At 69.7% G+C, this 20,462-nt stretch carries 20 protein-coding genes; 8 read left to right on the top strand and 12 right to left on the bottom strand.

Going from position 1 to position 20,462, the window contains the following annotated elements; all coding sequences use genetic code 11:
* Positions 1–104: 104 nt before the first annotated feature.
* A complete protein-coding gene (locus ACFWQC_RS08690; RefSeq protein WP_378675911.1) occupies positions 105–1,682 on the top strand; it encodes a SulP family inorganic anion transporter in 1,578 nt (525 codons plus the stop codon).
* A 45-nt stretch (positions 1,683–1,727) separates the two neighbouring features.
* Here the strand turns inward: ACFWQC_RS08690 and ACFWQC_RS08695 are convergent, their stop codons facing one another.
* Positions 1,728–2,711, bottom strand: coding sequence for a helix-turn-helix domain-containing protein (locus ACFWQC_RS08695; RefSeq protein WP_378675914.1), 984 nt, complete (start codon positions 2,709–2,711; stop codon positions 1,728–1,730).
* A gap of 87 nt (positions 2,712–2,798) precedes the next feature.
* Between ACFWQC_RS08695 and ACFWQC_RS08700 the strand changes: the two genes are divergently transcribed.
* Together ACFWQC_RS08700 and ACFWQC_RS08705 are read left to right on the top strand one after the other, a co-directional pair.
* Complete coding sequence (locus ACFWQC_RS08700; protein ID WP_378675916.1) at positions 2,799–3,383, top strand: dihydrofolate reductase family protein; 585 nt, start codon at positions 2,799–2,801, stop codon at positions 3,381–3,383.
* Positions 3,376–3,819 (top strand): pyridoxamine 5'-phosphate oxidase family protein, encoded by a 444-nt coding sequence (locus tag ACFWQC_RS08705; RefSeq protein WP_378675918.1) that lies wholly within the window; start codon positions 3,376–3,378, stop codon positions 3,817–3,819. Before ACFWQC_RS08700 ends, ACFWQC_RS08705 begins: the two co-directional genes overlap by 8 nt.
* On the opposite strand, the gene ACFWQC_RS08710 is transcribed toward ACFWQC_RS08705, so the two are convergent.
* From ACFWQC_RS08710 to ACFWQC_RS08750, 9 genes are all read right to left on the bottom strand, one after another.
* Positions 3,814–4,464, bottom strand: a complete 651-nt coding sequence (locus ACFWQC_RS08710) for an enoyl-CoA hydratase-related protein (protein WP_378675921.1) — start codon at positions 4,462–4,464, stop codon at positions 3,814–3,816. The two genes, ACFWQC_RS08705 and ACFWQC_RS08710, sit on opposite strands and share 6 nt — an antisense overlap.
* Before the next feature lie 17 nt (positions 4,465–4,481).
* On the bottom strand, positions 4,482–5,717 hold the full coding sequence (locus ACFWQC_RS08715; RefSeq protein WP_378675924.1) for an NADH:flavin oxidoreductase/NADH oxidase family protein: 1,236 nt from the start codon (positions 5,715–5,717) through the stop codon (positions 4,482–4,484).
* Positions 5,714–6,367, bottom strand: coding sequence for a TetR/AcrR family transcriptional regulator (locus ACFWQC_RS08720; protein ID WP_378675926.1), 654 nt, complete (start codon positions 6,365–6,367; stop codon positions 5,714–5,716). The genes ACFWQC_RS08715 and ACFWQC_RS08720 overlap by 4 nt, the downstream gene beginning before the upstream one ends.
* 32 nt (positions 6,368–6,399) lie before the next feature.
* Positions 6,400–6,633 carry a hypothetical protein gene (locus ACFWQC_RS08725; protein ID WP_378675929.1) on the bottom strand — a complete coding sequence of 78 codons (234 nt, stop codon included), beginning with the start codon at positions 6,631–6,633 and terminating at the stop codon, positions 6,400–6,402.
* Positions 6,630–7,235 (bottom strand): DUF2306 domain-containing protein, encoded by a 606-nt coding sequence (locus ACFWQC_RS08730; protein ID WP_378675932.1) that lies wholly within the window; start codon positions 7,233–7,235, stop codon positions 6,630–6,632. The genes ACFWQC_RS08725 and ACFWQC_RS08730 overlap by 4 nt, the downstream gene beginning before the upstream one ends.
* Positions 7,232–7,912, bottom strand: coding sequence for a hypothetical protein (locus tag ACFWQC_RS08735; RefSeq protein ID WP_378675934.1), 681 nt, complete (start codon positions 7,910–7,912; stop codon positions 7,232–7,234). Before ACFWQC_RS08735 ends, ACFWQC_RS08730 begins: the two co-directional genes overlap by 4 nt.
* A 121-nt stretch (positions 7,913–8,033) precedes the next feature.
* Positions 8,034–10,682, bottom strand: coding sequence for a LuxR C-terminal-related transcriptional regulator (locus ACFWQC_RS08740; RefSeq protein ID WP_378675936.1), 2,649 nt, complete (start codon positions 10,680–10,682; stop codon positions 8,034–8,036).
* 79 nt (positions 10,683–10,761) lie between these two features.
* Complete coding sequence (locus ACFWQC_RS08745; protein WP_378675939.1) at positions 10,762–11,475, bottom strand: sortase domain-bontaining protein; 714 nt, start codon at positions 11,473–11,475, stop codon at positions 10,762–10,764.
* A 60-nt stretch (positions 11,476–11,535) separates the two neighbouring features.
* Entirely contained in the window at positions 11,536–12,609 is a 1,074-nt protein-coding gene (locus tag ACFWQC_RS08750) for a class I SAM-dependent methyltransferase (RefSeq protein ID WP_378675941.1), read from the bottom strand.
* A 659-nt stretch (positions 12,610–13,268) separates the two neighbouring features.
* Here ACFWQC_RS08750 and ACFWQC_RS08755 point away from each other — a divergent pair.
* The 5 genes from ACFWQC_RS08755 (at position 13,269) to zwf (ending at position 17,399) form a co-directional block, all read left to right on the top strand.
* Positions 13,269–13,565: an SAV_915 family protein gene (locus ACFWQC_RS08755; protein ID WP_378675944.1), complete on the top strand. Its 297-nt coding sequence runs from the start codon at positions 13,269–13,271 to the stop codon at positions 13,563–13,565.
* Positions 13,562–13,879: a hypothetical protein gene (locus tag ACFWQC_RS08760; RefSeq protein ID WP_378675947.1), complete on the top strand. Its 318-nt coding sequence runs from the start codon at positions 13,562–13,564 to the stop codon at positions 13,877–13,879. Before ACFWQC_RS08755 ends, ACFWQC_RS08760 begins: the two co-directional genes overlap by 4 nt.
* A 271-nt stretch (positions 13,880–14,150) precedes the next feature.
* A complete protein-coding gene (locus ACFWQC_RS08765) occupies positions 14,151–15,041 on the top strand; it encodes a hypothetical protein (RefSeq protein ID WP_378675950.1) in 891 nt (296 codons plus the stop codon).
* A complete protein-coding gene (locus tag ACFWQC_RS08770) occupies positions 15,019–15,750 on the top strand; it encodes a hypothetical protein (protein WP_378675952.1) in 732 nt (243 codons plus the stop codon). Before ACFWQC_RS08765 ends, ACFWQC_RS08770 begins: the two co-directional genes overlap by 23 nt.
* Positions 15,751–15,929: 179 nt before the next feature.
* Complete coding sequence (zwf, locus tag ACFWQC_RS08775) at positions 15,930–17,399, top strand: glucose-6-phosphate dehydrogenase (protein WP_378675955.1); 1,470 nt, start codon at positions 15,930–15,932, stop codon at positions 17,397–17,399.
* Here zwf and ACFWQC_RS08780 read toward each other — a convergent pair.
* Positions 17,361–19,061 carry an L-lactate permease gene (locus ACFWQC_RS08780; RefSeq protein ID WP_378675958.1) on the bottom strand — a complete coding sequence of 567 codons (1,701 nt, stop codon included), beginning with the start codon at positions 19,059–19,061 and terminating at the stop codon, positions 17,361–17,363. The genes zwf and ACFWQC_RS08780 overlap by 39 nt on opposite strands.
* A 72-nt stretch (positions 19,062–19,133) precedes the next feature.
* A complete protein-coding gene (locus ACFWQC_RS08785) occupies positions 19,134–20,462 on the bottom strand; it encodes a (Fe-S)-binding protein (RefSeq protein ID WP_378675961.1) in 1,329 nt (442 codons plus the stop codon).

Raw genomic sequence — 20,462 nt, forward strand, 5'->3', positions numbered from 1 at the left:
AACCTCCTCGTGTATGTGCTCGGAGGCTAGGCAAGCCCTCCCGCGGGCGACCTCCCCCGACTCGGGTGACCTGCCGGACCACCCGGCCACGATGGAGTGGCTTTGTGAAGACGTGGATGGTCCCGACGATGCGCGGCTACCACCGCTCGTGGCTGCGCGGTGATGTCCTCGCCGGGCTCGCGACCGGGACGGTCGTGATCCCCCAGGCCATGGCGTACGCCACGATCGCGGGGATGCCCGCCAGCGTCGGGCTCTACACGTGCTTGCTGCCCATGGCAGCGTACGCCCTCCTCGGCGGCTCACGTGCGCTGAGCGTCTCGACGACGTCGACCATCTCCGTCCTGGTGGCCAGCTCGCTGGCCACCCTGCCCGAGCGTGGCCCCGACGAGCTGATGCGGGCCGCGTTCACGCTCACCTTCCTGGTGGGCGTCTGTCTGCTGATCATGCGGCTGGCCCGGCTGGGCGCGCTGGTCGAGAGCATCTCCCCCGCCACCATGACCGGGATCCGGCTCGGTGTGGGCCTCACCGTCGTCGCCAGCCAGCTGCCGGCTCTGCTCGGCCTGGCGGCGGACCCGGAGGCGGAAGGCTTCGTCGAGGAGCTGGTCGCGGTCGCCCGTGAGCTCCCTGAGCTCTCGGCGGTGACCGCGGTGGTCGGAGTCACCGCGATCGTGATGCTCCTGGTGCTCCGGCGGGTGGCACCGGCGGTGCCGGGGCCGCTCGTCGTCGTCGCGGCGGGCATCTGCTTGGTGGCCCTCAGTGGCGTCGAGGACCGCGGCCTAGCTCTCATCGACCCGGTGCCGACCGGACTGCCGTCGCTGAGCCTGCCGGTCGTCGACGACGTGATCGGGCTGCTTCCCGGTGCGATCGCGATCGCGCTCATGTCGTTCCTGGAGACGGTGCTGGTGGCGCGGACCAACCGGCGTCGCCACGAGCCTGCCATCGACGTGGACCGCGAGCTGGTCGCCACCGGCATCGGCGCCCTGGCCGGTGGGCTCACCCAGTCGCTCCCGCCGGCGGGCGGGTTCTCGCAGTCGGCGGTGAACCTCCGAGCCGGCGCTCGCACCCAGCTCTCCGGGCTGGTCACGGTGGCTCTGGCGCTGCTCGTCGCTCTCGCGCTGGCGCCGCTGCTGGCCGATCTGCCCCAGACCATCCTCGCCGCCACGGTGCTGGTGGCCGTGGCGGGTCTGCTGGACCCGCGAGAGCTTTGGACGTACGCCGCCATCGACCGGGCCGAGCTCTGGGTCGCCGTGGCCGTCGCAGCTGTCGGTCTGACCGGCGGGATGCTCCTCGGTGTCGCGGTCGGGGTCGGTCTCACCCTGCTGCTGGTCATCCGCGCGGTGAACCAGCCGAGAGTGCGCCTTCTCGAGCGGCCGGCGGGTCCGGGGCCCGCGGGGGTGCTTCCGCTCGTGCTCACTGGCGACCTCTACACCGGCAACGCCCAGGCGACCCACGACGCGGCGCTCGGGCTGGTGCAGGCCGCCGATCCCGCGACGGTCACCCTCGACCTCTCCGCGCTGACCCACGTCACCGTCCCTCTGCTGAACACCCTCCGCTCGCTGCGCGACGACCTCGCCTCCGACGGGACCGAGCTGGTGCTCCTGGAGGTGCCTTCCGACGTGCTCGCCACCCTCCGCCGGGCGCCATGGTTCGTGGAGGCGGAGCAGGACGGATTCGTCGGGTGAGGGGGCCCGCACCCGAACTGCCGGCTCACCTCGACGCTGCGTTCGCTACGTCCTGGTCACCAGCGCGTCACCGGTAGCCGTTCGCGAGTAGTGGACCTCCCGGCCGCTCCTGCGCCGCGCCACCAGGCCCGCGCGCAGGAGTACGCCGAGGTGGGTGCTCACGCCACCCGGGCTCCACCCGGTGCCGGCCGCGAGCTCGAGGGTCGACTGTGGGCGGTCCAGGGCGGCCAGCAGTCGTGCACGGCGCCGGCCGATGAGGTCGGCGAGCGCTGTTGCCGCGTCTGGTTCTCGGATCCAGACGTCTCCGATGCCCGGTGGCTGGTAGGTCAGGGCGGGCTCCCACGGCGGCTCCACCCGCGGCCAGGCGCCGAACGCGAGCACCGACGGCAGCAGGAGGAGGCCGCGGCCGCCGAGGGTGACCGTGCGCGGCACCATCCGCGTGGAGGCCACCGAGAGGGTCCGGCCGTCCCAGGTGGCGGTGGGGTCCAGATCGGCGAACGCGGCCGCGCCTCCGGTGGTGACCAGCCGGCGGGCCCGGCCCGCGATCTCGCTCTCCAGGAACGCTGACATGCGCTCCCACCACGGCTGCAGGGTCGCCGCCCAGAAGGCCTCCATCTGCGTGACGAGCTCGGCCAGCGCCGGCTCGGTGTCCACCAGGAACGGCCTGGCCTCGGGCGGGACACCCTCGGGGTAGGCCCTCTCGACGTCGCCGCGGACGACCTCAGGGTCCGTCGCCGCGACACGCGCCAGCTCGTCCTCGATCCGCGGATGCGGGTTGATGGGCGGTGGCGCGTTGAAGTGGGGCCAGACTCTGCGACCCAGCGGATTGACCGCCGACAACAGGTCCAGGCGCATCCCGGCGACGCGCGGTGCCGCCGACTCGACCCACCTGCGGTGCGGTGGAAAGCGCTGCGGCTGTCGCAGCACGTAGGTGGCCGCGACCAGCTCGGTCAACGGCGAGACAGCGAACCGCGTACGCAGCAGGTCATCCTCGCCGAACACGAAGTCGATCGAGCGTCTCGGCGTCACGGATTCAGGATAGTCGGAATCTCTCGCGGCGTCGGGAGGCGACGGAGTAGACCGATTCCGACAACCCCATCGGAAAGGACGCACACCATGAGCAGCACCGTCGTGATGCACAACGTCGTCTCGGTCGACGGCTTCATCGCCGACGACAACGACGACATCGGGCCCCTGTTCGACTGGTACTTCAACGGGGACACACCGTTGACCGACGAAGGCGGGTTCCGGGTCTCGCGGGCATCGGCCGACTACGTACGCCCGGTCTGGGCCGGGATCGGCAGCATGGTCATCGGCCGGCACCTCTTCGACATGATGAACGGCTGGGACGGGAAGCCGCCCGCCGGCGACCACGTGGTCGTCGTCTCGCACCGCCCGAAGCCCGCGGGCTGGCACCCCGAGGCCTCCTACCACTTCGTCGACGACGTCGTCGATGGCGTCGCGAAGGCGAAGGAGCTCGCCGGCGACCTCACCGTGACCGTGGCTGCCGGTGAGGTCGGCGGCCAGGCGCTCGCCCTCGGTCTCGTCGACGAGGTGGCTATGGACGTGGTCCCGGTCGTGTTCGGGTCGGGCAAGCGCTACTTCGGCGCCCTCGACGGCCAGCATCTCCTCGAGGACCCGGATGTGGTCGTACGCGGCGACCGTGTCCTGCATCTGCGCTACCGGGTGCGTCGTGGCTGAGGACATGGAGGCGATCGCGCGCTCGATCGTGGACGAGAACCGGTTCATGGCGCTCGGCACCGCCGACGGCGCCGGGACACCGTGGGTCTCCCCCGTCTGGTACGCGCCCGCCTCCTACCGCGACTACATCTGGGTCTCACGGCAGGACACGAGGCACTCCCGCAACATCGCCCGACGCCCGGAGGTCGCAGTCGTCATCTACGACTCGCAGCGCCCGGGCGGCTGGGCGGCCGTCTACATGACAGGCACGGCGGCGGAGGTCCATGACGTCGACGACACCCTCGCTGACTTCAACCGCACCTCCGCGGCGCACGGGCTTCGCCCTTGGTCACGCGCGGAGGTGTCGGCCGAGAGCGAGTTCCGGCTCTACCGCATGGTCGTGAGCGAGCAGTACGTCCTTGACAGCCACGACCGCCGCCACCCGGTCGACCTATGAGCCGAGGGCGGCGACCGCGGTGGCGTACATCGTCGACTTGATCTGCCCCAGGGTGTCAGCCGGCTTGCCCGCGAGCGGCGCGACGCGGGCGATCGCTTGGGCGATGAGCTCGGCCTCCGGTGCGGTGCCGTCGACGATGCCGGCGGCGAGCGCGTCGGGGCCGGCGAACCGGCGGCCGGTGGTCATCGAGTCGGTCGCCGCCCGCGGGGTGAGCTTGGCCTGGATCAGGGCGGCCATACCGGGGGTGAACGGGATCTGGATGTCGACCTCGGGGAAGCAGAAGAAGCCGCGGTCCTCGCGCATGACCCGCCAGTCGAAGGCCATCACCAGCATCGCGCCGGCACCGAAGGCGTGCCCGTTGATGGCGGTCACCGTCGGCACCGGGAGGACCAGGAGGCGGGCGAGCAGCGCCTGCACCCGGGCGACGTACGGCTCGAACTGGTCGGCGTTCTGCCCGAGCCAGTCGAGGTCGAGGCCGTTGGAGTAGAACTTGCCGGTCGCGGTCAGCACCAGCGGCGCGGGCGCGGCCACGACCTTGTCGAGGGCGTCGTTCACCGACGTCATCCAGTCAGGGCTGAACCGGTTCTCGGTGTCGCCGATGTCGAGGACGTACACACCGTCTGTCTGGGTCAGGGTCGTTGTCACTGTCGTTCCTTCCGGGGTCAGCCGCGCGGGGAGCGCAGGCTCTCGAGGCCGTTGTTGAGGAGGTACTGGGTCACGTTGAGGGCGGCGTGCCGGTCGGGTGCCGGCTCCTTGCCCTTGGCCATCCGCCACATCTGGACGCTGTAGTAGGTCAGCTCGGTGAGGCTGTCGAGCATCCGGATCCCACTGCGCCGCGGGTTGACCACGCTCTCGTCGGCGCGGCCGGCCAGCAGCTGAGCCGGGAAGTCGGGCTGCACGGTGAGCGGTCTTCCCAGGCCGACGAGGTCGACGGCGCCGGACTCGACGGCGTCGACCATCCCGCCGGCCGTACGGAACCCGCCGGTGAGCATCAGCGGCAACGCCGGGAGCTCGGCGCGGACGCGCTCGGCGTACGAGAGGAAGTACGCCTCCCGCCTCCGCGTGCTCGCCTTCAGCGACGGGTCCACACCGAGCATGGCGGCCGAGGTGTAGGTGCCACCGGAGATCTCGAGGAGGTCCAGGCCCTCCTCGGCGAGCGCGTGGACGACTTCCAGGGACTCCTCCTCGCCGAAGCCGCCCTTCTGGAAGTCGGCGGAGTTGAGCTTGATCGCGACCGGGGTGCTGGCTCCGACCTCGGCGCGGATGGCTCGGAGCACCTCGAGCGCGAAGCGGCGCCGCTTCTCGGGTGTGCCTCCCCAGGCGTCGGTGCGCTGGTTGGACAGCGGCGAGAGGAACTGGCTGATCAGATAGCCGTGCGCGCCGTGGATCTGTACGCCGTCGAAGCCCGCCCCGGTCACGATCTTCGCGGTGGTGGCGAAGCGCCGGATCAGGTCCTCGATCTCGCTCCCGGTCAGCGCACGGGGCTCGGCGAAGAGCCCGCCCGTGCCGGGCACGGCGACCGCCGAGGGCGCGACCGGGTGGGCGGTGAGCGTACGCGGCGTCTGTCGCCCCGGGTGGTTGATCTGCACCCACACCTTCGAGCCGCCTGCCTTGGCGATCTGCGCCCACTCGGCGAGGTCGTCGATGTGGCGGTCGTCCTCGACCACGACGTTGCCGGGCTCGCCGATCGCGGTGCGGTCGACCATCACGTTGCCGGTGATCGAGAGCCCGACACCACTGTTCGCCCAGCGCCGGTAGAGGTTCTTGATCCGGCTTCCGGGAGTGAAGTCGCGACGCCCCAGGCCCTCGCTGAGGGCGGCCTTGGCGAGCCGGTTCGGGATCACGAACCCGTTCGGCAGCTCGAGCGGCTGCGCCAGGATCGACTGGTCTCGGGTCACGGGTTGCTCCTCGTTGTGGTCGGTGATGCCTTGGCCGGACGTGGCTCGAGTGGGACGGCGAGGATGGCGCGAACCGCAGCCTCGAGCCGGGCGGCGGTCGCCGCGTCGGCCTCGCGGTCCTCGAGGATGCAGCGGCGCAGGATCCCGCCGGGCAGGTCGACGACGCAGACCGCGATCGCCTCGACCGCGATCCGGTCGCCGCGGGCCCACACCCCGCGCGCCAGCGCGATCAGTACCTCGACGAACTTCTCCTGGACGACGCTCAGCTCGGTCTCGATCTCGGGCGGAAGGTCGGCGGAGAAGAGCTGATCACGGCGCTGGGCGAAGAACAGCCGAGCGCTGGCCGGGAAGCGGCGTACGAACTCGACGGGGGTCAGCGCCACCGCGACGACCGCGCCCTCTCCGGTGGAGTCCGGGGCCCCCTCCCCCATCGCCTCCGCCATCAGGTCGCCGAGCCGACACCAGGACCGCAGCCACAGCCGCGCGAGCAGCACGTCCTTCGAGCCGAACGCGTGGTAGATCGTCCCGTTCGACGCCCCCGCCGCGGTGGCCAGCGACCGCAGCGTCAACCCGGACGGGTCGCCGCTGGTCACGATCTGCTCGGCGACGTCGAGGAGATCGTCGAGCGTGTGCAGCCGCTGTCGGGACATGCGGACAATCTAAATAGAGCAGGTGCTCTAGATCAATGTCCTCGGATGTGTCGCGCGTCACGTCGCACCGAGATGAGATCGACGCCCAGATCGCGGATCCGGCCGAGCAGGCCATGCAGCTCGGACTGGTCCCGGACGCGGCACTGAAGCGTGGTCGTGCCGTCGGATCTGTGGACGAGCGCGGAGCAACCGAGCGACGTGGCCCAGTGCTCGTCCAGATGGGTGGCGAGCCTGATCTCGTAGTCGAGCGGAGCCGGCATGGTCATCGCCTCGACCTGCGGATGACCCACTCCGCGACGGCGGCGTTGAGGACCCATCCCGCACTGATCGAGAGCGCAGTGCTGAGCTCGCCGGTGCCGAAGACGGCCTCGCCGACTCCCTGGGTGAGGACCTGGCTGCCGGCGCCGAGGCCGAGGGCGTACGCCCGGATCATCCACGCCCGATGCGCGGTGATGTCACGGCGCTGGATGGCGGCGAAGCCGAGCACCAGGGCGGCTCCCATGGCAGTGCTGACCACGATCCGGACCGCCCACAGCAGGCCGCCGCCTGGAGCTCCGGCGTAGAAGAGGGTCATCCACAGACCGGAGCCGGCGACCGCGAGACCCGCGACGACCAGGACCCGGCCCGCGCCGCGGTGCCAGGCGGGGTGGGCCCGGCGTAGCCGCGCCGGGAACTGGAAGGCCCCGGTCACGGCGTACGTCGCGGCGGCGAGCACGTGGACCACGACCGGAGCGGGCGAGGCGTTGATGCGAGGGTTCTGCGGGAGAACGACCGGTCCGCCGGCCAGCTCGAGAAGTCGAAGCGAACCGGCGGCGAGCGGGAAGGCGACCAGGGCCAGCAGCGCCGTCGGAACCGGCCAGGTCCTCATCGCGCACCCGCGGTCTGCACGTCTTCAGCCGGCTGCGCGGACAACAGACGCGCAGAGGCCCACAGGGACAGTCCGAGGCCGATCATCGCGATCCCGTTGGGGAAGGCGAGCAGGCGGTAGAACGCCTCAGGCATCACCGTCAGCAGGACAGTTACCAGCCCGCCGACGGCGAGCAGCACCGTCGCCCAACGTGCGAGCACCCTGGCACGGAAGAGCGCGATCCCGAACAGCAGACCACCGCCGAGGTAGGCGAAGCCCTGGACCTGGAGCACGACCCCGAGCGCACCGAGGTCGCCGCTCGGGCTGCCCCCGGTAGCCGCGGCGATGAAGTCCTCGACGAAGCCGGGGTTGCCGGAGACGACGTGAGGCAGGACGTACGCCGAGGCCAGGGTCGTGCTCATGACGAGGAGGTAGCCGACGCTGATCAGCAGGTAGCCGAACAGTCCGAGGAGGCCGTTGCGTCGGATCTGGCTGAGATACATGCCGGTGAACCCGGCCAGCGCCAGCGCGCACATCAGCACCTTCAGGGAGCTTCGGACGACCACCTCGGTCGAGGCGATCGAGGTGACATCCAGGTGCGGGTGGTTGATCTGTACGCCGATGAAGATCGCGCCTGCGGCGGTCGCGGCGACGCCGGCGGCTCGGGTGAGGCTCCTGGGGGTGATCTTGATGGTCATGACGAGGCTCCTGTCGCGGGGCCGGGCGGGCGCCCGGCGTTGTACCTGTGGACGTTAGGAACCGAGCTGGTGACCGGGCATCACACGATGATGTGACCGGGTTGGTGATTCGCCCGGGCGCTCACACGAGGCCGAGGTCACGAGCCCGGCGCACGGCCCGCGCACGGGTGGTGACATCGAGCTTGGTGAAGATGTGCCGAGTGTGGGTGCGGAGCGTGTTGACGGACACGAACAGTCGGCGGGCGATCTCGGGGCCGGTCATCTCGGTCGCAAGTAGTTCGAGGACTTCCAGCTCCCGGTCGCTGAGTCGCTCGGGCAGCTCCTCGGCGGCCGACCTCACGGCCGAGACCTGGCCGTGTCGGAGCGTGGCGACGGCACTGGTCGCCAGCGAACGCTGTTGCACGGCGTCGAGGAGCGCTGCCATCTCCACCCCCTCGTCGAGGAAGATCCGGGCGTACCCGGACGGCACCCCCGACTCCAACGCCGCGACCAGTGGTGGCATGGCTGCGTCCAGACCACCGCGAGCGTGGTGGCCGAGCGCCCGGAGCATGAGGATCTCGATGACGCTGCCGCCACGACCTCGGCGCTCGGCCGCCGGATAGAGGTGGTCGAGCAGACCGAGCGCAGTCCCCGGCCGGCCTGTCGCGATCAGGAGTCGAGCGAGGGTGAGCTGATTGCACTCCTCGAGGTAGCCACCGTCGCCGGTGGGGCTCATCCGGGTCACGCGAGCCCAGTCCTCGGCGAGGTCGAGCCGGCCCCGGGCGATGTCGAGGCGAGCACGAAGAGCCGGCAACGGACGGGTCTCGGGGAAGAACCCCGGCAGGTAGAGGCGTTGCGCTTCGTCCAGGCAGGTGGCGGCGGCATCGAGGTCGCCCTCCGCGCGGCGGAGCGCTGCCATCGCGACGTACCAGCGGTGCCGGTTCTCCGGGATCGAGGCGACCTCACCGAGCTCTCGTGCGGTACGCAGGTGGGCCGCCGCCCCGGCCAGGTCGCCGCGCTCGCAGAGCGCGCCGGCGAGGCCGACGTGCAGGTCACCGGTCACCGGCAGCGCGGCGTCGGGACGTTCACGGGCTGCGGTCAGCGCCTGCTCGTAGAGCCGTCCCGCTTCGGCGGGGCCGCCGCCCGCCAGCGCGAGCTCGGCGCGGACCACCGTCCCGCCCATCTCGTCGGCGAGGTTGCCGGCCGAGTGCAGGCTGCGTACGGCCTGGGTGAAGGTGTCCCGCGCGGCGCCGATGTCCCCTTCGGCCCACGCGGACAGCGCGAGGAAGCCGGAGCCCGCGCCTCGGGCGAGATGGTCGTCGGGGCCGGCGAGGTCCAGCATGGTCCGTGCCTGGGCCGCGACCTCCGGAGGGTCGCCGCGGGCCTGGGCGATGGCGGCGCGGTACATCGCGATCGTCATCGGCAGCTGCCGCAGATCGTCTCGTCCGTTCGTCTGATCGGTCGGCATCGCCGCCAGCGCCCGCTCGGCCTCGTCCAGTCGCTCGGCTGCTTCACCGACGTCACCGGCGCCGAGCCGGCTCCACGCTGCCGTCACGTTCAGCACCGGACGGCGCCTGATGAGATCGTCCGGCATCCCCCGGATCCACTGGACGATGAGGCGGTCCTGACGCAGGCGGGACGCCTCCGGCAGTGCCTGTTCGACCAGATCTGCGGCGTACTCGAAGTCCTGGGCCGCAACCGCGTGCGGCACCGCGTCCTGGGGGAAGTGGTTCTCGTCGTGCCAGCGTGCGGCTGCGGCGTGAACTGCCCGCGATCGGCCCGGGCCCTCGGCGGCGAGCCGCGACCGGAGGGCATCGGCGAACAGGTGGTGGTATCGATACCAGCGTCTGTCCTCGTCGAGCGGGACGACGAACAGGTTGGCCCGCTCGAGTGCCTCGAGCATCCGGCTGCCGTCCTGCTGCCCCGTCAAGGCGTCGCACAGCGGCCCGGTCAGCCGGTCCAGTACCGAGGTGTCGAGCAGGAACCGGCATACCTCCTCGGTCTGCCGGTCCAGGACCTCCTCGAGCAGATAGTCGAGTACGAAGCGCTGAGTGCCGGCGAAGCCCTCGACGAACCGCGCCACATCCGTGCCGGCACGCAACGCCACCGCTGCGAGCTGGAGCCCTGTCGCCCACCCCTCGGCGCGCCGGTCCAGCGTCGCCACGTGATCGGCGCCGAGGTCGAGACCCATCACGTCGTTGAGGAACGCGGTCGCCTCCTCCTGGGTGAACCGTAGGTCCGCGGCCCGGAGCTCGAGCAGCTCTCCACGAGCGCGCAGCCTGGCGACCGGGAGCGGCGGGTCCGCGCGGGTGGTCATCGCGATGGCGGCGTTCGCCGGGAGGTTGTCCAGCAGGAACGTGACCGCCGCGTGCACCTCCGCCGACTCGATCACGTGGTAGTCGTCCAGGGCGAGCACCAGCTCCCCGTCGAGACAGTCGATAGCGTTGACCAGGCTGACCAGCACGGACCCGACCGACGTACGCTCATCTGGCTCCAGCTCGATGCCCACCCGCACCGCTGCGACCAGGCTCGCCAGAAAGCTCCGCACATCACCGGCGCCGGTATCCAGCGACACCCAGGCCACCCTCCGAACCGCCCCGGGCGCGCTCCCCTGCCACTGGTTGGCCCACTGCGTCAGTAGCGTCGTCTTCCCGAACCCCGCGGGCGCGGAGACGAGCACCAGCCGCGGTAGCCGCTCCCCTCCCGACGGCATCTGCCCGAGCAGCCGCCCCCGGGCGACGAGCGCCCGCCGTACCACCGGAACTCGCAGCCGGGTGTCCAACAGCACCACGACCTCAGCGTACGAAGCCGCTGCTGCCGAACGTCCGGCCCGAGCGACGACCTCCCACATGTCGGGGACAGCCCAAGGCTCATCGCACGGCGACGAGGACCCCGATCTTGTCGATGCGGTGCTCGGGGTTGTCGAACTCGTCGGACCAGTAGTTGCCGGCCGCGTGGTCCTCGGGTGTGGCGCAGGTCGACAGGGTGATCATCGCGCGGGTGGGCTCCTGGCCGGGTTTGCCGGGAACCGACGCGCGCTGCGCTCGCAGGGAGGCCTCCGACCGGAACGAGGTCTCCCGGGTGCCGGTGATGCGATAGACGTACGTCGCCTCCTCGGTGCGCACCCGGACCCGGTCGCCCCGTTCGAGCTCGGGCAGCCGGAGGAACGCCCGCGTGGAGGAGAGCCGGTGCGCGGTCACCTGGTAGTTGCCGATCCCACCCGGCCCGGTGCCGCCGCGAGGGCCGTACGGGCTGGCCGCGACGCCGCCGTTCTGGATCTCGGTGCCCGGGGCGTCGTCGGTCCAGCCGCGGTAGGGCACGACCTCGAGGTCGGTGACGCCGATGCGCGGAATGGACAGCTCCCCGCGCATCGGCCGACCGTCGGAGGACAGCGGCGGCGTCTCGGTGGCGGACGGGCTCGGCGCCGTCGAAGAAGCGGACGGTGACGGAGCCGGACCCGCGGACGATGTGGTGACCGTCGCCGGCTCGCCGACGTCGTCCTCCGGCGCGGTGCACCCGGCGAGCACGAGTGCACCGAGAGCGGTGAGGGCCGCGGAGACCCTCCAGGGTGAAGTGGTGTTCATGGGGCCGCCTCAAGCGGGTCCGGTTCAGTGAACCCACGGTACGCCGCCTGCAAAGGCCGATCAGGACAGCCGATAGAAGCGCCAGAAACCGAACTCCTCGATCGGGAGGACCTCGAACCCCGTGAACCCCGCGGCCTCGCCGTATCCCTGCAGGGTCGATGGGCGCATCACCGTTCCGGTGCCGACGCTCGGAGGCGAGGAGAGCCCGTCCGGCAGGCACACGAGGAGACTGAACCCGTACATGATCCGCTCCATCTCGTCCCCGTCCGGGGCGAAGCTGTCCGCCACGGCCTCGTCCATCACCACGAGGGATCCGCCGGGCACAAGCGTCCTCCGAACCGCGCTGAGCACGTCGACCGGTCGAGGCATGTCGTGCACGCACTCGAAGGCGAACGCCACATCGACCGTGCCCTCCTCGATGGTGGCTGCGTCCTGGCACACGAACCGCACCCGGTCCTCGACACCCGCCTCACGGGCGTTCGCGACAGCCATGTCGACCGAGGGCTGGTCGATGTCGATGCCGAGCACGGTGACCTCGGGGTAGGCGCGAGCCAGCGCGATGCTCGACCACCCCCCACCGCTACCCACATCGAGAATCCGACACCCCGGAGCGGAAAGAGCATCGTGGACGATGGGCACGCCGGCCAGCGCCGGCCCGAGCTGCTTCTCGTACCACGGCCGATTGCCCTCGGCCTGGGCCTGCCGCGCGTCATCGCCGAGCTCGTCCCAGCCGACCCCGCCCCCATTCCGGTATGCCTCCATGAGCCGAGGCAGCGCCGAGCCGACCGTCCCGAACATCCGGGCGATGGGCACCAGATAGGCCAGGCTGGTCGAGTCCGTCATCACCTCCGCCGTGCTGGCCGGAATGGCGAACCGGCGATCGTCAGGACCGCCGTCCTCGTCGACAACCAACAGCCCCACCACCGCCTGCTGCTCGAGCCACTCCCGCGCGTACCGCACCTGTGTCCCCGTACGCCCCGCCAGCTCGACCGCACTCGCCGGCCCCTCATCCGCCAGGGAGCGATACCAGCCGAGCCGGTCCCCGATGAAGACCGAGACGATCTCAACTGTTCCGAGGAGCGAGCCGAAGAGGCGCTCGGCGACTTCGTCTGCCGTCTGCTGCGATGCATCCATCTCTCCACCATCGCCCCGGCACCGTTCACCCGGACATCCCGCTTCGGTGGTTACTTCGTTTGAGGTACCAGCCAGTCAGGATGATCCCCATGACAACCACGGAGGCTGAGTGGGGCGCGAACGCCCATGCCTCATGTACTGGAGACGATCGATGCGGTCGGTGCCCGCATGATGGAGACGGTTTCGAACGGCTACAACTTCCGTCCGATGATCCTCTCGGCGACTTCCTTCCGCTCCGGATCGTCCCGTAGGTAGTCCGCGCCCTCGATGGCCTTGACCAGCCGTAGTCGGTCCTGTGTTGAGAGGTCGCGGGACTTTGTGCAGCACCCAGCGGTGGCCCTCGATCCATCGCTTCCTCAGATCCGCTGGGCGGAGATCGCGGCGTACGTCCACCCCAGTTCGGACCAGTTCGGCAATCGCATCTCTGGTGTGTGTCGCGCTGGAACGCGACGGTCTTGACTCGCAACGGCGGAAGCTCACCGGCGTTCCCTGGACTCGTCCTCATGCGCGGAACCGGCCTCGCGGTGCCCGTGCGCCGTCCTACGACCCGGGGCGAGAAGCGCCGGACCAGTAAAGTAAAGACTTGTTCGCGGCTGTTTAGACTGCGGCCAGCGCGGTAGGAGTAGGAGAGCACTCCACGATCTCGGAAGGACAGTTCCATGCAAGCCGAAGGCCAGACACGTCAGGCGATCCCGCCCGTCATGTACCTTCCTGCGTCACCCGGCGGCGCAGCCGATGGCGAGCCCGCCGAGATCGAGATGCGACGCCTGCTCGACGGCCGAGTCGCACTGCTCGCGTACACCGCGCTGGATCGCCTGGCCGACTGCTGCGGATCTGAGCAGCCTTGGGTTCTCTACAAGACCGACCAGCTCGACGAGCTCAACAAGGTCAGCCCGTACGACGTCATCGTCATCGACCAGCCTCTGCCCGATGAGCTACGGCGGGATGCGCAGTGAGCAAGCTACGAATCGACCCTGGTGACGGCGAACAGATCGCGACCCTCCACAAGGACGCCGCTTCGGGCATCGAGAAGACCGCATCGAGCTTGCCTGGATCGGTCGACGCGGGGATCGCGTCGGCTTTGATCAGTGACATCCTGGCGCAGCTGACCGAGCAAGCCGATCAGCTGTCGATCGCGAACGAGTCCGTCGGGAACATGGTCAGCAGTGTGGTCAAGGACCTGGACCAGACCGACGAAGAGGCCGCTGGTCCGCTCCGGCGTCTCAAGTCCAGCCTCGACGCCGGCGGCGAGCACCCGAGGAACGGATAACGATGGCGGGCATCGACACGCACGTACCCGGCAAGCCCGCCCAAGTCCGCTCCGCCGCTGACTTCCTGGGCAAACCCTCAAGTCCGCAGTCGCAGATGCTGGCGAGGACAGCCACCAGGCTCGTTCCAAGGCGCGCGACGGCTGGGAGGGCGAGTCCGGCGAGGCCTACAGCGGTCTGAGTGGCGAACTCGTCAAGGCAGCCGATCATCAGGAAGGGCATCTGAGCGAAGCTGGCCAGAAGTTCGACGCCTACGCCTACAAGCTCGAGGCCGTGCAGAACCGCATGACTGAGCGGCGTACGCGAGCAACGGGCGGAGGCCTGACTCTGGCAGGCGAGACCATCACCGAACCGGCCCCCGCAGAATCGCCCGGCGACCTTCCCGCTGGTTCGACACCCGAGGAATCCGCAGCCTGGGACCAGAAGAACGCCAAGTTCGAGGCGCAGAACAAGAAGATCGAGCTCTACAACGAGATCGCCAAAGAGGTCGAGGAAGACAACAAAGACCTTCAGGACTGGGTCGACTCGAACCTCAAGAAGTTCTGGAGCACGGTCGACGGCCCCTCACCCCTGGATGTTGTGATCGCCGCCATCAAGAAGCTGCCGCCTGCGCTGACAGGGATGTACTTCGACACCAGCGAGCGCCGGCTGACCCAGTACGCGAACCAAACGCGTGGCGCGGCGGCCCGTCTCCGGCGGGAAGCGGCGGAAGCAGTCAGGAACCGTCGATCAGGGCACCCCGGTCGACGAGCCGCAGGCGAAGCCACCGACGTACGGGGCAACCGAGCCGCTGCCCGAGGCCTGGATGCGCTGGGCGAAGGTGCCGAGCGCGTTGCCCGCCGACTTCCGGTGATCGGCACCGTCGCCTCCATCGGATTCGCTGGCGGCGAGATCGCCAACGGGGAGTCGCCGTCGAAGGTGATTGTCGGCGAGGCCGCTGGCATCGCTGGCGGCGCAGCTGGCGCGGCCCTTGTGGTCGGAACCGCCGCCGCCCTTAGTGTCGGCGCGCCTGTCATCGCCGTCGCCGCAGGCGCAGCGATCGTCGGTGTCGGCGTGGGCCTTGCCGCCGAATACGCTTACGAGAACTGGGTCTCAGATGAGACGCGGGCGAAAATTGACGACGGGCTGGAGGCTGTCGGTGATGCGATCACGTTCTGGGACTGACCCGGGCGACCCCTCCCAGGCTCAGGGGAAGTTCTCGCCGCTGCCCGCCATCACATGGCCGCTGATACGGACGCATCTCCTTGCGCTGCTCGTGCTCGGGCTGGCCGGATTCGGGTTCCTTGTCGGCACCTCCGGTTCCTATGCCGGCCGGGTCTCAGCAGTTCTCGCCTGTCTGGCCCTCCTCCAGGGTTACGCGCTGCTGGTCATCGCCACGGTGAGGCGACGGTCCACGGCCTTCGAGGCTGTGACCACAGAGGAGGGCATCGTAATCCGCGGCCTACGCACGGTCGCCGTGCTGCTGGTCGCCATGCTGATCTGTGCGGCGGGTTTCCCGATCGCCTTCGCGATCGGTGTCTTCCGCGACGATATGGCACCGGGATCGTCAGGGATGTTCGCGATGTCGCTGATCGTAGAACTGATTCTGATCCCTGTTGTCGCGATGCTTCTCCTCGGGCGTTTTCGAATGAACAGGCTGGTCCTCACAGGTTCTGCAGTCACGTACGTGGGTTATCGCCACACCCGGACCGCCGAATGGGCCGACTTCGACCGAGTTGAGATTCGCGAGAAGCCGAGGGTAGAGATCGTGCTCAGTGGCAGAGCCGAGGAGTTCTCAGTCCCGTTCGGCCTCCTGGCAGCCGGACCTGTTCCCCTCGCGGAGCACCTCGACGACTTGATACGCAGCCCCAAGAACCGCCCCCTCGACGCGTGATTGGTTCGGCAACGCTGCTGAAGTGCCTCAGTCGTCCTCCATGCGGAACCCGACCTTGAGCCCGACCGGGAAGTGCCTCTCCTGTGGGTGGACATACCCACCATGGATCTGCGGTCCACACCGCGCAAGCGCTCGGCGCGGTGACCTGTCGCCGTGACCCCGAGTGGGAGACTGAGTACGTGTCCTCCAAACCAGCCCCGCACGTACTCGTCCTCTTCGGCGCGACCGGTGACTTGGCCGCGCGCAAGCTGTTCCCTGGGCTGTACCGGCTCGCACTCGCCAAACGGCTTCCCGATCAGCTCGCGGTCATCGGCAGCGGGCGGCGGTCGCCGGGGACCGACGACGAGTTCCGCGACCAGGTTCGCCAGTCGCTGAAGGAGTTCGTCGGGGACGTCGACGAGTCCGTCGCCGGGCCGCTGCTGGAGCAGATCCGGTTCGTGGCCTCGTCTGCAGAGGACGGGACCGAGCTGGCCGAGGCGGTGCACGAGGCCGAGGACCGGCTCGCGCTGGCGAGCGGCCAGACGGTGGGCGACGTACAGCGGCTGCTCTATCTCTCCGTGCCGCCGCAGGCGGTGGAGCCCATGGTCGGGATGCTGGCTCGGGAGGGGTTGAACGTGCGCAGCCGGCTGGTCGCGGAGAAGCCGTTCGGGACCGACCTGGCCTCGGCGCGCGAGCTCGATGCGGTGCTCAGCGAGGCGTTCGACGAGCCGCAGATCTTCCGGATCGACCACTTCATCGGGAAGGAGGCGGTGCAGAACCTGCTGGCGCTGCGCTTCGCCAACGGTCTCTTCGAGCCGGCCTGGAACCGGCACAGCATCGAGTCGGTGCAGATCGACGTACCCGAGAAGCTCACCGTCAAGGGGCGCGGCAGCTTCTACGAGGGCACCGGCTGCCTGCGCGACATGGTCACCACCCACCTGTGCCAGCTGCTCGGGTTCGTCGCGATGGAGGACCCGCACGCCTTCCGGGAGGGCGCGATCCGCGCGGCGAAGGCCGCCGCCTTCGCGGCCGTGCGGCCGCTGGACCCCGAGCGCGTGGTCTTCGGGCAGTACGAGGGCTACCGCGAGGAGCCCGACGTCGCCCCCGACTCCGACGTGGAGACGTACGTCGCCATCGAGGCGTGGATCGACAACGACCGCTGGCGCGGGGTGCCGTTCTACCTGCGCACCGGCAAGGCGCTCGCGGCCGGGCGGCGGACGATCACGATCCGGTTCATCGACCCACGGCACCGCTGGCTGCAGCCGGCCGATCCCCGTTCGACGGAGCCCAACGAGCTGGTCATCGAGCTCAGCGACGAGGCCCGGATCGAGATCGAGGTCCGGGCCAAGCGGCCCGGACCCGGCATGGCGCTGACCGATGCCGTCTTCCGTCTCGACCTCGCCGGTGACGCACCCGACGCCGGGCCGCTGGAGGCCTACGAGCGGCTGCTCCTCGACGTCATGAACGGCGACCGGACCCTGTTCACCAGCGCGCGCGAGGTAGAGCGGCTGTGGGAGATCTGCCAGCCGGTCCTCGAGCACCGACCCGAGGTGGAGAGCTACCCGCAGGGATCCTGGGGCCCGGAGTCGGCGCTCGAGCTGCCTGTCGGCGGCTGGCGGCTGGGCAGGAACTCACACGACCATCCAGCCGAGAACCGGAGTCGACTGTAGGGCGACCAGCAGGCACATGAAGGCCAGCATGGCGATGCTCCAGCCGAAGACCTTGCGGAAGATCTCGCCCTCCTTGCCTGCCATCCCGACCGCTGCGGCGGCGATGGCGAGGTTCTGAGGACTGACCATCTTGCCGAGCACGCCGCCCGAGGAGTTCGAGGCGGCCATCAGCACCTGATCCAGCCCGGCCTCCTTCGCGGTCGTCACCTGCAGCAGCCCGAAGAGGGCGTTGGAGGAGGTGTCCGAGCCGGTCACCGCCACCCCGAGCCAGCCGAGGATCGGGGAGAGGATCGCGAACGCACTGCCTGTGCCGGCCAGCCACGCACCGATCGAGCCGGTCTGACCGGAGAAGTTCATGACGTACGCCAGGCCGAGCACGGCCATCACGGTGACGATGGCCGTGGCCAGCTGACGATAGGTCGCGGCGTACGTCCTCACGACCGCGCCGGGCCGGATCCGGAGGCAGATCGCGGCGAGGATGCCCGAGACCAGGAGCATCGTGCCCGCGGCCGGGAACCAGTCGAACTTGAAGCCAACCTGCGCACCGGCGACGTCCTCGAGCCCCGGGAAGATCACCGTCGGGGTGTAGTCGGTCCCGGAGAGCGTGAACGGCCGGTGGGCCAGCGCCTCCTTGACCGAGGGGATGCTGACGATCACGAAGATCACGACGATGATCGCGTACGGCAAGAAGGCCTTGAAGACCTCTCTGCTGCTGTCTCGCACCTCACCGTCGCCCGCCGGAACGCCGGCCACAGAGCCGGAACCAGAACCGGAACCAGAACCGGACCCAGAACCGGTGGGAGTTGCAGCAGCGGCCCCGACCAGGGTCTCGGCATAGACCTTCTCCCGCGGCTGCCAGACCCGCAGCAGGCCGACGACGACCAGGACGGAGAAGAGTGCGGCGATGATGTCGGCCAGCGGCACCGAGATGTAGTTCGAGGCCACGAACTGGGCGAGGCCGAAGCCGACGCCGCAGAGCAACGCGGGGAGCCAGGTCTGCCTCAGACCACGCGTGCCGTCGACCACGAAGACCAGGATGAGCGGCACGACGACCGCCAGCACCGGGGTCTGGCGGCCCACCATCGCCCCCAGCGTCTCGACGCTGAAGCCGGTCTGGTCCGAGAGCGCGTTGATGGGCGAGGCCATCGCGCCGTACGCCACCGGGGCGGTGTTGGCGATCAGTGCGACCGCCGCGGCCTTGACCGGTTTGAACCCCATCGCCATCAGCATCACCACGGTGATCGCGACGGGCGTACCGAAGCCGGCCAGCGCCTCCAGGAGCGCGCCGAAGGAGAAGGCGATGATCAGCGCCTGGATCCGCTGGTCGTCGCTGACCTTGCTGAACGCCCGGCGGAGCACGTCGAAGTGGCCGGTGTGCACGGTCAGGTTGTAGACGAAGACCGCGTTGATGACGATCCACATGATCGGGAAGAAGCCCGAGAACAACGCGCCCTGGGCGGCGGACAGGATCGCGTCGTCGGCCGGCATCTCGAAGAGGGCTACGGCGACGACCAGGGCGACGACCAGCGAGATGAGGCCGGCCTGCCAGGCCTTCATCTTGAGCCCGCCGAGGAGGACGAACATCGTGATCAGTGGCAGGGCGCCGCACAGGGCGCTGAGGACGAGTGATCCGCCGACCTGGTCGGCTACTGGCTCAAACATGGCGACTCCGAGGGTCGTGTGTGGGAGATGGATTGAGCCCCGAGACGTAGGGGTTGTGGAGTTGTCGCAGATTCAGATCGTGCGGCTGCGCAGACCGTCAGGTGAGGAGCCGCTGATCGAGGCGTCGAGCACCTCGACGAGATGGGCCATCCCGAGCTGGTGCCCCTGCGCGGCGATCGCCGAGGCGACCTGGAGCAGACAGCCCGGGTTGGCGGTGACGAGCACCTCGGCGCCGGTGGCGACGATGTTGCGCGCCTTGCGCTCGCCCAGCTCGCGGGCGGGCTCGGGGTTGAGGATGTTGTAGATGCCGGCCGAGCCGCAGCAGATCTCACCCTCGGCGATCTCGCGCAGCTCGATGCCGGGGATGCCCCTCAGCAGCGCCCGCGGCTGGGTGCGTACGCCCTGGGCGTGGGCGAGGTGGCAGGCATCGTGGTAGGCGATGGTGAGGTCGAGCGGGTGGCGTTGGGCGACCGGGCCGAGCTCGTCGAGGATCTCGGCGATGTCGCGGACCCTGCCCTCGAACTCCGTGGCCTTGGCGGCGTAGTCGGGATAGTCGGCGAGCAGCCGGGCGTAGTCCTTGAGCGTCGAGCCGCAGCCGGCGGCGTTGATGACGATGTGCTCGACGCCGGCGTCCTCGAACGCGTCGATGATGCGGCGGGCGTACGCCTGGGCCTCCCGCTCCCGGCCGTTGTGCACCGAGAGCGCGCCGCAGCAGCCCTGGTCGGGCGGGATGACCACATCGCAGCCCTCGGCGGCGAGCACCCGCGCGGTCGCGGCGTTGACGCCGGGGAAGAACGCGCCCTGTACGCAGCCGGTGAGCATGCCGACCACGGCCCGCCGCTCCCCCGTCGCCGGCACGCGGGCGGGCAGCGGCTCAGCCTCCGTGATGGTCGGGGTGAGCCGCTCCATCGCGGCCAGGTGCGGCGCCATCCGCTCGAGCAGACCGGTCCGGCGCAGACGACGGTCCAGGCCGGTGCGCTGCAGCAGCCGCAGCGGGCCGCGCATCGCGCGGAGCCGCTTCGGGTGCGGGAAGATCGCGAAGATCAGGCTGCGCAGCGCCTTCTCCGTGGGCGTACGCACATGGTTGCGCTCCACCTGGGCGCGGGTCTGCTCGATGAGGGTGTCGTAGCGGACGCCGGAGGGGCAGGCGGTCACGCACGACATGCAGCCCAGGCAGTTGTCCCAGTGCTGCACCATCGAGTCCGACATCGGGTCGCCCTCGAGGCCCTCCTTCATCAGGTAGAGCCGTCCGCGTGGGGAGTCCATCTCCTCGCCCCACAGCAGGTAGGTGGGGCAGGTCGGCAGGCAGAAACCGCAGTGCACGCAGTCGTCGAGCAGCTGCTGGTCGGGCGGGTGCTCCTCGTCGAAGGCACCCATGTTTCGGATGTCGATGTCGGTCAT

It is taken from the genome of Nocardioides sp. NPDC058538 (genome assembly GCF_042719275.1).
Taxonomy (GTDB): Bacteria; Actinomycetota; Actinomycetes; order Propionibacteriales; family Nocardioidaceae; genus Nocardioides.